The organism is Nocardia amamiensis, from assembly GCF_015477605.1.
GTDB lineage: Bacteria > Actinomycetota > Actinomycetes > Mycobacteriales > Mycobacteriaceae > Nocardia > Nocardia amamiensis_A.
Genome location: NZ_JADLQX010000033.1, coordinates 58,869 through 70,867, shown reverse-complemented (window position 1 = coordinate 70,867; position 11,999 = coordinate 58,869). Strand labels below are relative to the sequence as shown.

11 protein-coding genes and 1 pseudogene are annotated in these 11,999 nt (G+C 68.3%); 6 read left to right on the top strand and 6 right to left on the bottom strand.

Annotation, left to right across the window (positions count from 1 at the left end; genetic code table 11):
* From IU459_RS30920 to IU459_RS30900, 6 genes and pseudogenes are all read right to left on the bottom strand, one after another.
* Positions 1-346, bottom strand: a pseudogene (locus tag IU459_RS30920) (MspA family porin); the annotation flags it as partial.
* A gap of 495 nt (positions 347-841) precedes the next feature.
* Positions 842-1,030 (bottom strand): hypothetical protein, encoded by a 189-nt coding sequence (locus IU459_RS39840; protein WP_440446545.1) that lies wholly within the window; start codon positions 1,028-1,030, stop codon positions 842-844.
* A complete protein-coding gene (locus IU459_RS30915) occupies positions 1,030-1,617 on the bottom strand; it encodes a MogA/MoaB family molybdenum cofactor biosynthesis protein (protein WP_195133129.1) in 588 nt (195 codons plus the stop codon). The genes IU459_RS39840 and IU459_RS30915 overlap by 1 nt, the downstream gene beginning before the upstream one ends.
* Positions 1,617-3,038, bottom strand: coding sequence for a S1C family serine protease (locus tag IU459_RS30910; RefSeq protein WP_195133128.1), 1,422 nt, complete (start codon positions 3,036-3,038; stop codon positions 1,617-1,619). Before IU459_RS30910 ends, IU459_RS30915 begins: the two co-directional genes overlap by 1 nt.
* A gap of 383 nt (positions 3,039-3,421) precedes the next feature.
* Positions 3,422-4,876: a sensor histidine kinase gene (locus tag IU459_RS30905; protein ID WP_195133127.1), complete on the bottom strand. Its 1,455-nt coding sequence runs from the start codon at positions 4,874-4,876 to the stop codon at positions 3,422-3,424.
* 9 nt (positions 4,877-4,885) lie between these two features.
* Entirely contained in the window at positions 4,886-5,572 is a 687-nt protein-coding gene (locus IU459_RS30900) for a response regulator transcription factor (protein ID WP_195133126.1), read from the bottom strand.
* Positions 5,573-5,926: 354 nt separating this feature from the next.
* Here IU459_RS30900 and IU459_RS30895 point away from each other — a divergent pair, with 354 nt between their 5' ends.
* From IU459_RS30895 to IU459_RS30870, 6 genes are all read left to right on the top strand, one after another.
* On the top strand, positions 5,927-8,698 hold the full coding sequence (locus IU459_RS30895) for a sensor histidine kinase (RefSeq protein WP_195133125.1): 2,772 nt from the start codon (positions 5,927-5,929) through the stop codon (positions 8,696-8,698).
* A complete protein-coding gene (locus IU459_RS30890; protein ID WP_067474116.1) occupies positions 8,695-9,105 on the top strand; it encodes a roadblock/LC7 domain-containing protein in 411 nt (136 codons plus the stop codon). The genes IU459_RS30895 and IU459_RS30890 overlap by 4 nt, the downstream gene beginning before the upstream one ends.
* 7 nt (positions 9,106-9,112) lie before the next feature.
* Positions 9,113-9,484, top strand: coding sequence for a DUF742 domain-containing protein (locus IU459_RS30885; RefSeq protein WP_040782732.1), 372 nt, complete (start codon positions 9,113-9,115; stop codon positions 9,482-9,484).
* 40 nt (positions 9,485-9,524) lie between these two features.
* A complete protein-coding gene (locus IU459_RS30880; RefSeq protein WP_195133135.1) occupies positions 9,525-10,142 on the top strand; it encodes a GTP-binding protein in 618 nt (205 codons plus the stop codon).
* Positions 10,135-10,944 (top strand): MHYT domain-containing protein, encoded by an 810-nt coding sequence (locus tag IU459_RS30875; RefSeq protein WP_195133124.1) that lies wholly within the window; start codon positions 10,135-10,137, stop codon positions 10,942-10,944. The genes IU459_RS30880 and IU459_RS30875 overlap by 8 nt, the downstream gene beginning before the upstream one ends.
* A 376-nt stretch (positions 10,945-11,320) precedes the next feature.
* Positions 11,321-11,764, top strand: coding sequence for a hypothetical protein (locus tag IU459_RS30870; protein WP_195133123.1), 444 nt, complete (start codon positions 11,321-11,323; stop codon positions 11,762-11,764).
* Positions 11,765-11,999: the final 235 nt, after the last annotated feature.

Here is an 11,999-nt window from a genome sequence, read left to right as displayed (position 1 = left end):
TGCTCAACTGCGAAGCACCATGGGTCGAAGAGTTGTTGGTCCCAGGATTCCCGGTCGGACCGTTGTTCGGGCCGATCTCGCCCTCCGGCGTCACAGCCACATCGGCAATGGCATTCCCCGAAACCCAGACGACGCGGCCGGCGCCGTTGGCAGCCAACGACGGCGAAATCAGGGCCCGCTCACCGTTCCGGGTGATCGTCACGCCAGGCCCCACCTTGTGGCCGTCCGGCAACGGCACGAAGGTGTCGGCATTGGCGGCACCGGTCGAAAGCAGGCCCATGGCAACGGCCGCGGCAGCGCCGATGCCCGCGACACGGGCACCGCGCATGGTGCGGTTCTCGCTCATACTTCCCCTCATCAGGTTAAAACAGTCAACCTCGACCATCGAGGCTGGACGTGGTCCTCTCAGGCCCAGCTCAGTGTGTCGCTCCTTTGTTGCCGGTGTGTAACCGGTTGTAATTTCGGCGCAACGCACCAGCTGGCAACGGAACCGAGCCCAGTTCCGCCGAGCGGCCTCATGCGTGCCGATACCCGGGCCTGCGGGGTCCAAATTGCATGGCTCGATGGGGAAATTAAACGGTCGATAACGGCGCTCGCAACGCAGTGTTTCGTAAAGTACAGGGTGACGTAGATCACAGTTGCGAACATTTGAATATGGCGTGACGTGCATAAATGCAGGTTCGCTACTCTGAAGGCGGTCTGAAATCTACACAGGGGGGCCGTCGCCACATACGGGACAGGGCCGTAAATATTTCGCTCGGATTACTTTCGGCCGGAAACGATCGCGGCAGGATCACGAGCAAGATGGTTCGAATACGTAGCTACTACGTAGATAACGGCCTCAGCCGTGGTGCGGGGGGACTTGAGCGCGTAGCCAGTCGTCGCCGGACCGGCGGTCGCCGGGGTCATCGCCGCGCTCGTCGCTAGTGGTCTCGGGCAGGGTGTCACCGAAGATCTTCGCAAGGCGCGCGGCATCCCTCGCCCGGCGCGCCGCCGGGCGAGGGTCGTCGGAGGGGGTGTGCGCCGTAATTACTCGACCAATCCGGAGAGTTCGCCGATCACCCGGCTGGCGAGCGGCCCGAGAGTCGCCATACCGTCCCGGATCGCGGACCTGGTGCCGGGCAGGTTGACCACCAGGGTGCTGCCGGAAACGCCGGCCACGCCGCGGGACAGGCCCGCGTCCAGTGACCCGGCCACCCGGCCGGAGGAACGCAGGGCTTCGCTGATGCCCGGCAATTCGCGGTCGAGCACCTGAGAGGTGGCCTCCGGCGTGACGTCACGCGGGGACATGCCCGTGCCGCCGACGGAGATCACCAGATCGACGCCGCCGATCACCGCGGTGTTGAGCGCGTTGCGGATCTCGACCTCGTCGGCCTGTACCGACACCGACGCGTCGACGAGGAAACCCGCCTCGGTGAGCAGCTCGGTGACCAGCGGGCCGAGCGAGTCCACACCTCCATGCGCCGTTCGATCGTCCACGACCACCACCAGAGCACGCCCCGCCACAGGAGCATCGATTTCCATGCTGCTCACCGTAGCGCTTGCGTCGAGCAACTCGGCGGCCGCGCCGAGAACGCCGGTGTCGATGTCGGTCAGCGGCGCACGTCCCCCGCGCATCACCGGCCACCCTCCGCGGGCGCGCCGGAGAGGGTCACCTCGACGGTCTTGGGGTTGTTGCCTTGGTCATCGGTGTAGGTGACTTTCACCTTGTCTCCTGGTTGATGGGACCGGACCGCGGCGACGAGCGCGTTTCCGGAATCGATCGGGCGGTCGTCGAGCTTCGTCACCACCGCGCCCGGCGAAATGCCGGCCCGAGCGGCGGGGCCGTCCGGCGTCACGTCGCGCACCTTCGCGCCGGAAACCTGCTGTTGCGGGTCCTGCTGACGCGACACGGTGATCCCGATCTGGGCGTAGGTGGCCTTCCCGGTCTTGATGAGCTCGTCGGCGACCCGGCGAGCCTGATCCACCGGGATCGCGAAGCCGAGTCCGATCGAGCCGGTCTGGCCGCCGACCTCGTCGGCGGGCCCCAGTGTCGCGATGGCGGTGTTGATGCCGACGAGCCTGCCGTTGCCGTCCACCAGAGCGCCACCCGAGTTGCCCGGGTTGATCGCGGCGTCGGTCTGGATCGCGTCGATCACCGGGCTGACCGCGGGACCCGGCTCGCTGCCGTTGCCCGAGGTCACAACAGGCCGGTTCAACGAGGACACGATGCCCGTGGTGACCGTGCCCGCGAGTCCCAGCGGCGAGCCGATCGCGACGACCGGCTGGCCGACCTGCAGATTCGCCGACGTGCCCAGCTCGATCGGCGTCAGACCGCTGCGGTCGGACACCCTGATGACGGCCAGGTCGGAGACCGGGTCGGCGCCGACCAGCGTCGCGGACGCGCTGCTGCCGTCGGCGAACACGACTTCCATCCGCGCGTTCGGCCCGCCGCCCGTGGCCACGTGATTGTTGGTCAGAATGAGCCCGTCGGAGGACAGGATCACCCCGGAGCCCTCGCCCTCGGCCCTGCTGCTGGCGACCTTGATCATGACCACGCTGGGCAGCACCTTCTGCGCGACCGCCTGGGTGGATCCGGCCGGGGCGGTGGAGGCGTTGTCGATGTTCGGCTTCGGCGCGTCCAAGGCGTTGGTCACCGGGGGACGGCCGTCGTCGGTGCGAGTGACCAGCGCACCGACCGCGCCGCCGACGCCGCCGCTGACCAAGGCGAGAGCGACCGCGCCCGCCACGAGGCCGGTGCGGATCGGACGCCGGGGCGGCGCACCGTAGACGCCGTCGTGCGGCCTGCCGTAGGGCGCGGCGTACCCTCCGAACGGCTGAGTGGGATGGTGCGGGGGCGGGTACTGCGCCGACGGCTGCTGGGGTCCCGGCGCGCCGTAACCGTGGGCATGGGCCTCACCCGGTCCGAAGGCGCCGCCGTGCGGCGTACCCGCCGAACGCGGGTCGGACGCCGGGCCGTGGATCTGCTCGGTCGGCTCCCGGTCCGCACCGGCACCAGCAGGCCCGGGTTCCGGTCGGTCCTTCGAATCCTCGGTCATGGACTCCTCGTTTCTGCTCACGTCCGCGCCATGCACTGGCGCCGCCGTGCGCATGGCGCGCTGTGTCGATGGTTCGCTCGCATGCTCACTCACGTCGTCACCCGCCTGCGCTCGGCGCCACCGTGCGCAGGGCACCGTGTCGACGGTTCGTTCGCGAGCTCGCTCACGTGCCGCCCAGGTTGGTCTCAGCGACTGAGAGCGGACTGAGACCGTGCTTTCAGTTTTCCGAGATGTGTCCACCGGGGCCAGCGTTAGAACCATTGACAAGTCGATGTCTCAAATTATGCAACAAAGCGATCGCGGCAATCTTCGAATTATCGGTGAATATTTCGCACAGAACTGATCATTGTGGAGGAAATAGCCGCCCAGCGGGCGGCATTGCGTCAATCCGGCGCGGGGGCTCCTGGCTCACCCGGCAGCACGATGCGGACCACGGTGCCACCACGTTCGGAGGTATCGACGGCGATGGTGCCGCCGTGTTTTGTCACCACTTGCTTCACGATCGCCAGGCCGAGGCCCGAACCCGGCATCGATCGGGACGAGGTGATCCGATAGAAGCGCTCGAAAACCAGCTCGCGCTCGGGCGCGGGAATTCCCGGCCCCGCGTCGTCGATGGACAGTTCCAGCAGCCCCGGACCGCTCTCCCGCATGACGATGCGGACCTGTGCGCCGGCTGGGCTCCACTTGGCCGCGTTGTCCAGAACGTTGAGCACCGCGCGCTCCAGCCCCGCGTCGTGCCCGTAGACGAACCAGGGTCGCAGATCCGCGACGAACTCGATGCCGGTGCGGCGGCGCCGGGCGCGCTCCAGCGCACGCTCCACCACTTCACCGAGATCCACGCGCTCGTAGACGGTTTCCGGTGCGTCTTCCCGCGCGAGATCGACCAGGTCGCCCACCAGCGTCGACAATTCCTCGATCTGGGCCATGACGTCCGCGCGCAGCCCGGCCATGTCCTCGTCCGGTATCCGGGGTGCGCCCGGGCGGCTCGACGCGATGAGCAACTCCATGTTGGTCCGCAACGACGTCAGCGGCGTGCGCAACTCGTGTCCGGCGTCGGCGACCAGCCTGCGCTGCCGGTCGCGCGACTCGGCCAAGGCGCGCAGCATCGTGTTGAAACTGTCGGTGAGCCTTGCCAGTTCGTCGTCGCCGGTCACCGGGATCGGCGTCAGATCGTCGGTGCGTGCGATGCGTTCGGTGGCCGCGGTGAGCCGCGCGATGGGCCGCAGCCCGGTGCGGCCCACCGCGGTGCCCGCCGCGGCGGCCAGAACGACGCCGCAACCGCCGACCACGAACAGCAGCCAGGCGAGCCGATCCAGCACCTCCCTCGTCCGATCCAGCCGCTGCGAGATCACCAGCGTCGCACCGGAGTTCGTGTGCACGGCCAGAACGCGCTGATTGCCGACGGTGCGCAGTGAGGAACTCCGCTCACCCTCCGCCACGTCCATCTCCTCCGCTCCGACCGGCGGATCGGTGGACTGCGGTGGCGAATAGGGCTTGAGGTCGGGATAGATCAGCGCGATGCCGGTGTCGTCGTAGAAGGCGGAGGCGATCATCAGATTCTGGATGTTGAATCCGTACGGATTGCTGGCGATCACGGCGGTGGCGCGGCTGCGCAGCTGCGCGTCCACATCGTCGTACAAGGCGCGCGCGACGAGGGCGTACGCCGCGATCGAGGTGACGGCCACCGCGATCGCAACCACGGAGGCGGCCAGCAGGGTCACTCGCCAGCGCAGTGAGACCGAGCGGGTCAGCGGCATCGGCGGCCGCATGTCCGCGGACTCGGGCGGCCGCTGGCCGAGCGCGGCGACGACGGGTCGCCTGGGAGGTGTCCGTGCCATGAAAACGGCCTACGGGGGTGTTTCGCGTAGCACGTAGCCGACGCCGCGCACGGTGTGGATCAACCGCGGCTCGCCCTCGGCCTCGGTCTTGCGGCGCAGATAACCGATGTACACCTCGAGCGCGTTTCCCGAGGTTGGGAAATCGTAGCCCCAGACCTCCTCGAGAATGCGACTGCGCGTCAGTACCCGGCGCGGATTCGCCATCAACATTTCCAGCAGTGAGAACTCGGTGCGGGTGAGACTGATCGGGCGCACGCCGCGGGAGACCTCGCGCGTCACCGGGTCCAGCGACAGATCGGCGAACTTCATCGCCTCCGATGCCTCACCCGGATCGACGGCGGTGCGGCGCAGCAGCGCCCGCAGCCGGGCCAGCAGCTCCTCCAGCGCGAATGGCTTCGGCAAATAGTCGTCCGCCCCGGCATCGAGCCCGGCAACCCGCTCGGACACCGAATCTCGCGCTGTGAGAACGAGAATCGGCAAATCATCGCCCGTGCTGCGCAACCGGCGGCAGACCTCGAGCCCGTCCAGCCTGGGCATCATCACGTCCAGCACGAGCGCATCGGGTCGCTGGGCGGTTGCCTTCTCCAGCGCGTCCACGCCATCCACCGCGAGATCGACGGAGTAGCCGTTGAAGGTGAGCGACCGGCGCAGCGATTCCCGGACAGCCCGATCGTCGTCGACTACCAGAATGCGCATGCCACCAGTTTGACCGCAGCGACTGAGAGGTAACTGAGAGGCCACCCCCGACACGCCGCCGCGAGTCCGCGCGAAGCCTTCGGCGCGTCACCCTGCCCCGACCCCGGATGACCAGGGCCTTCCACGACAGGGCCGAGAAGTTGACGTGTCCCTGACGCATTCTGCCGCGAAACACCTTCTCTATAGCCATATTCGGAATTTGCGTACCGACTCCCCCGGATTGCCGATGACCACTCTGCACGGTATGTTCCGTGCGGTAAAAAGAAGACCTCCAGTTGGTTCTTTGCGGGTTGAATCAATACTGAACAGCCACGCGCAACCGAGGTCCTGGTGAAGCGGAGGCGACGGAAGCGGATGGAAGCTGCACCGCGGTCCTGGCAATTCAGCCTGTCGAACTGGTCGGTCACCCGCAAGGTTGGCGTGGTGCTGGTGCTTCCGGTGCTGCTGGCCACCGTTTTCGCCGTGCTCCGAATCAACAACGAACTGCGCACCATGACGCAGTTGGACGCGGCCACCGAACAAGCCATCATCATCCGCCCGATCGTCAAGTTCGGTACCGCCACCGAGCAGCTCGGCGTCACCGCGACGGCCACCTGGGGCAATACCGCCGACCCGCAGACCGACGCGGCGCTGACGAAGTTCGACCAGGCGCTGGCCGAGCTGGAAGCGGCGCTGCAGAACACCAAGGCCAGCAGCCGGGTCACCTCCGAACTCGCCTCGGCCATCGCGACCGGCACCACGATGCGCAACAGCCTGCGCAACGGCTCACCCGCGATGGTCGGCGAGCAGTCCGACGAGATCATGGTGCGCATCGGCAACGCGCTCGCGCTGTCACCCTCCGTTGACGACTTGGTGATCCAGCGGTACTTCCTGCAGCTTGCTTCGGTACAGACCGCACGGCGCGTGCTCACCCAGCAGCGCATGCTGATCGGCTCGCCGGACGCGGGCCGCAATCCGAGCGTGCGGCCGCGCGTACTGGTCGCCGCGGGCGCCGAGATCACCATGATCTACCAGTACGCGCAGATCCTGCCGGACTACGCGGGCAACATGCGCCCGCTGCTGGACGCGGTGCAGACCCGCCTCGGCACGTTCAGCCAGAACGTCGCCGACCCGGCGAGCAACCCCGCCGTGCTCGACTCGCTCCAGATCAGTTCGGACACCTACGAGAAGACCACCGTGCAGCTGATCGACACGATCGACGGCGCACTGGCCGACCGCACCACCGAGGCGCAGACCGGCGCGCTCCGCGAGACGACGATCGTCATCGGCATGCTGCTCGCGGGCTTGGCACTGGCTCTGTCGGTGGCGCGCACCTTGGTCGTCCCGGTCCGCAGGCTGCGGCGCGACGCGCTCGAGGTGGCGCACATCAAGCTGCCCGACGAGCTCGCCGTGGTGCGCGCGGGCGGCACCACGCCGGAGATCACCCCGGTCGCCGTGCACACCACCGACGAGATCGGCCAGCTGGCCCGCGCCGTCGACGAGATCCACGAGCAGGCGCTCAACCTCGCAGCCGACCAGGCACGCCTGCGCCTGCAGATCGGCAACATGTTCGAAACCCTCTCCCGCCGCAGCCAATCGCTGGTCGAGCAGCAGCTGGCGCTGATCGAGGATCTCGAGCACGACGAGGACGACACCGACCGGCTGCAGAGCCTGTTCCGCCTCGACCACCTGGCCACCCGGATGCGCCGCAACGGCGACAACCTGCTCGTGCTCGCGGGCACCGCGCTGCGCCGCGGCCAGCTGCACCCGGTGCACCTGTCGGACATGCTCTGGAGCGCGGTCTCCCAGGTCGAGGACTACCAGCGGGTCGAGATCGGCGCGGTGCCCGACGGCATCGTCGCGGGCGAGCCCGCGGTCGACATCGAGCACCTGCTCGCCGAGCTGATCGACAACGCGCTGCGTTACTCGCCGCCGACCACCCCCGTCACGGTGATGGTGTCGCGTGCGGTGGACGGCGGCTACCTGATCGAAATCACCGACCGCGGCCTCGGCATGTCCCTGGAAGACCTGCAGACCACCAACGACCGGCTCGCCTCCGGTGGTGAGGTCACCGTCGAGACGGCGCGCCGAATGGGTCTGTTCGTCGTCGGCAGACTGGCCAAACGCCACACCATCACGGTCAGCCTGCGGCGGACCTCGACGATGGCGCAGCAGCCCGGCATCACCGCCAGCGTGCACCTGCCCGGCGCTCTGGTCGCGCCGCCGATGGACGCCACCGACCCGGCGGGCAAACCCCTCGATCTCACCGCCGAACATCAGCTCCCGACGCTCGCCGGGCAGCCCACCGGCGCGCAGCCCCGCAATCTCGTACCGGTGCCGAACCTGCCCCAGCGCGACGCCGCACGCCGCGGCGTGACGAGTTCCGGGCTGCCCCAGCGCCGCCCGGCCATCCGGGTCGCCGATTCGCCGGACCAGCCCGCGGTCTCCGCGCCGGTCGGCCGCGCGGTCAATCCGGCGGATCAGCCGTCCACCCAACCCTGGCCGGTGCTCACTCCACGCACGGAGACCGACCGCACCCCGACCGGTCCGTTCGGTCCGCCGACGTCCGCCGGGAGCGAAATGTCCGGCGACGGTGAACAGCAGTCCGCGCCAATTGATCTATGGACCGAGATCCAGGACGACGAGCCGGCCACCGGACCGAATCCGGCGGTGGCGCGGGAAAGCGTCACACCCCAGACCACGGCACGGTCCGGTCTTCCGATCCGCAAGCCGTCCACCGCGCCCGCTGACCCACCGCAGGAGGTGGCACCCGAACCCGCGACGGTCACCTCATCCCGGCTGCAGCCGGTGGCAGGCGCCTCGCCCACCCCGATCTATCAACGCATGGTCTCGGAATGGCTGGTCGAGCCCTCGACCTCGCAATCGTCGGACAGCACGTGGTCTTCGCCTGGTGACGCGGGCTGGCTGGCCGCCGAGGATGCCAGCCATCCGACGACCACCGCGCGCACCGTCGGCGGACTCCCGATCCGCAGGCCGGGCGCCCAGCTGGTGCCCGGCGGCCTGGTGCCGGCGGACGACACCGGAACGCGTGATCCGGAAGAAATTCGCAACAACTTGACCAGGCATCTCAGTGGGGTCCGCAGCGGGCGGGCCAATGCGCAGTACAACGACGGAGGGCTTGCATGACCAACGCGAACAACAGCACCACGGACGAGAATCTGAACTGGCTGGTCGCCCGCTTCACCCGAGATGTGCCCGGCGTGTCCCACGCGGTACTGGTGTCGGCGGACGGCCTGTTGCAGGCCACCAGTCCGAATCTGCCCAGCGACCGCGCCGAGCAGCTCTCCGCCGTCACCGCCGGCCTGGCCAGCCTCTCCATGGGCGCGGCCTCCCTGTTCGACGGCGGCAAGGTGATGCAGTCCATCGTGGAGATGCAGCGCGGCTACCTGCTGGTGATGAGCGTCGGCAACGGCTCGCACTTGGCCGTGCTGGCGAACAAGTCGCACGACATCGGTCGGATCGGCTACGAGATGGCACTATTGGTCGATCGGGTGGGCTCGGTGGTCACCGCCACCGCCCGTACCGCTGTCTGAGTGTGAGATGTCCAACCCATACGGCCCCGGACCACGACCAACCACCCGCGTCCGGCCGTACGCCCTGACCTCCGGGCGTACCGAACCGGCGATCGACCTGCCGCTCGAGGCGGTGATCGAAACCTTGTCGTACACTGCACATCTCGATTGGCCGACCGGCGACATCCGCACCGAGATACTGCGACTCGGCACGCATCGGCTGTCGGTCGCGGAAATCGCGGCGCATCTGGACCGGCCGCTCGGCATGGTACGGGTGGTGATCGGCGACCTCGTCGTCGACGGCACCATGCGTGTGCATTCGACCCTGACCGAAGAGGCGAGCTATGACGAGCGACGTTCGTTGATGGAGAGGACATTGCGTGGACTCCGCGCCCTATAGGAATCTGGGGCCCAGTGGAAATCCCGGGCCAAGTGGGAATATCGGACCGGGGAACGCCCCTGGGCCGGACGGCTTCGAGAACCGGGTCGCCTCGACGAAGATCGTCGTCGCCGGCGGCTTCGGCGCGGGCAAGACCACGTTCGTCGGTGCGGTGTCGGAGATCGTTCCGCTGCGCACCGAGGCGATGGTGACCCGTTACTCCGACGGCATCGACGATCTCGCCGAGACGCCGGAGAAGGAAACGACCACGGTCGCCATGGATTTCGGCCGGATCATCCTGCCGGGCAACCTGGTGCTCTATCTGTTCGGCACACCGGGCCAGCGACGGTTCTGGTTCATGTGGGACGACCTGATCCGCGGCGCGATCGGCGCCGTGGTGCTGATCGACACCAGGCGGCTGGAGGACAGCTTCGCCGCGGTCGACTTCTTCGAGGCGCGCAAGCTGCCGTTCCTGATCGCGGTGAACCGCTTCCCCGACGCGCCGCGCTTCCCGATCGCCGAGCTGCGCGAGGCGCTTTCGGTCCGCGAGGGCGTGCCGATCGTGGACATCGACGCGCGCAACGCGGTGGAGGTGCGCCAGGCGCTGGCCGCGGTCACCGAGTACGCGATCGCCCAGCTGAAGGCGAGCGAACTGGAAGGAACCGCCCGGCATGCGTGAGGTCGCGACGCTGGCCGCGGGGAATGGCGCCGGGGCGTCCGTCGATCAGTTCGCGCTCGGCTACTGGCTGGTGGCGCTGACCTTGGGTATCTCCGTGCTCGGCGCGGTAGTCGGCCTCGCGTGCCTGGTGCACAGCGCGCGCTCGGTTCAGTTCCGGCTCGTGTGGCTGGTTTCCGCGGCTATTTCGCTCGGCGGCGTCGGGGTGTGGCTGGCCACGTCGGTGGCCATGCTCGGCCTGCGCGTGCCGGGTAGCGCGATCCGCTACGACTCGGGCCGCTTGATCGCGGCTCTGGTGGTGTCGATCGTGACGGTCTTGGCCGCGCTGCTGACCATCGGCCGCAAACCGCGTCTGACGCTGCTGCTGCCCGGCGGGCTGGTTCTCGGCCTCGGCATCGCTCTCACGCACTACCTGGGGATCGGCTCGATCGCGGTCCAGGGTTCGGTCGATGTGACCGGCTGGCTGGCCGCCGTCTCCGCCGCGATCGGGGTGATCACCGCGACCGCGACGCTCTGGTCGTTCCAAGCGGTGCGATTCCCGCTGGCCCGCGCCGCGACGGTGCTGCTGTTCGGCGTGGGTGTGGCCGCGACGTACTACACCGCGCTGGCCGCACTGCATTTCGACGTGGACCGGTCGGCGAAGGTGCCCGAGGGCGTGGAGTTGTTCGACTTCGTGTTCCCGATGTTCGTCATCGGCCTGCTGGCGCTGACGATCCCGATCTCCGCGGTGCTGATCGCTCCGGACCGCCGTGAGTTCGCGGCGCCGCCGAAGCCGCGCCGACCGAAGTTGGAGCCCGCCAGCTGACCCGAAGCCGCCCGGAACCGCGAATCGCACTGCGCTAGGTCTGTTTCGGGCGGCGCGGTCGGCCCGCGTCCCCGATTCGCACCGAGCGGTGTGGGTGGGATTCGGCGATGCCCGGGAAACACCCGCCCGGCGCACTTACAGTGGGAGCCATGCGTTTCGGTCTGGGCTTTGCCTCTGGACGTCCACGACGCGCCGCGGAGGTCGACTTCGCGGTGCGCGACGGTGCCCGAGGCCTGCTCAGCGAGCTGATCACCCCGCAGTAGCGTCGGACACGCTGTGCGTCGGACGCGCCGCCCGGTAACGGCCGGCGGCACTGCGATGTGAAGCCGGGAGCCGATCTCGGCCAGTGGATTTCTTTGAACGGGAGGATCCGGACGTGACGCCGGAACAAGAGGCAGTGCTGCGCGACATTCAGCTTCAGCTGCGCGGGCCCGGCCTGTCCGGCTGGCCGCAGCTGGGCACCGACGCGGACGGCGCGCATCGCACGCTGGTGGACGGGTTGGCCGCCGCGCTGGCGCGCATCGGTGAATTGGAGCACCAGTCCGCCGAATTGCGAACGCAAATAGTCGAATTGCGCACCGAGATCAGCGAACTCGAGGCGACGACAGCCGAGCTGACCGAGCAGGTGCGGCGGCTGGACGGGCCGCACTTGCCGTGGCCGCTCTCGCTGATCGAGGGACCCGCCGCGCTGGTCGGTGAGCAGCTGGCGCGGTTGGAGGCGCTCTGGGCGGACTTGGCCCGAACGCGGGGCAACGACGGCGGCGCGGGGCCCGAGACCGACGGCAAGACCGGACCCGCGGAGCTGACCTCGAAAAACTGAGCGGCACACGGCCCAACCGCTGGCACGCGCAGATCGCCAGCGGGAGAAGGGAATCGGGAGTGACCGGATTCGGCGAGACGCCGTTCAGAGTGGCGATGAGCGGGTTCTCCTGGGAACCAGGAGAACCCGCCCTCGTGCACGAGGGTACCGCTGTCCGGGCTTGCGCGCATCATTTTCGGCAGACTTTTTCGCCGCCAAAAACCAACCCTCAGTACGCATTTCACAGAGTGGCTAA

Excerpts from the sequence above, each read along its gene's own strand:
- IU459_RS30915 (WP_195133129.1), bottom strand. The coding sequence starts at position 1,617 with ATGCGCGGGGGACGTGCGCCGCTGACCGACATCGACACCGGCGTTCTC.
- IU459_RS30910 (WP_195133128.1), bottom strand. The coding sequence starts at position 3,038 with ATGACCGAGGATTCGAAGGACCGACCGGAACCCGGGCCTGCTGGTGCC.
- IU459_RS30905 (WP_195133127.1), bottom strand. The coding sequence starts at position 4,876 with ATGGCACGGACACCTCCCAGGCGACCCGTCGTCGCCGCGCTCGGCCAG.
- IU459_RS30900 (WP_195133126.1), bottom strand. The coding sequence starts at position 5,572 with ATGCGCATTCTGGTAGTCGACGACGATCGGGCTGTCCGGGAATCGCTG.
- IU459_RS30895 (WP_195133125.1), top strand. The coding sequence starts at position 5,927 with ATGGAAGCTGCACCGCGGTCCTGGCAATTCAGCCTGTCGAACTGGTCG.
- IU459_RS30890 (WP_067474116.1), top strand. The coding sequence starts at position 8,695 with ATGACCAACGCGAACAACAGCACCACGGACGAGAATCTGAACTGGCTG.
- IU459_RS30885 (WP_040782732.1), top strand. The coding sequence starts at position 9,113 with ATGTCCAACCCATACGGCCCCGGACCACGACCAACCACCCGCGTCCGG.
- IU459_RS30875 (WP_195133124.1), top strand. The coding sequence starts at position 10,135 with ATGCGTGAGGTCGCGACGCTGGCCGCGGGGAATGGCGCCGGGGCGTCC.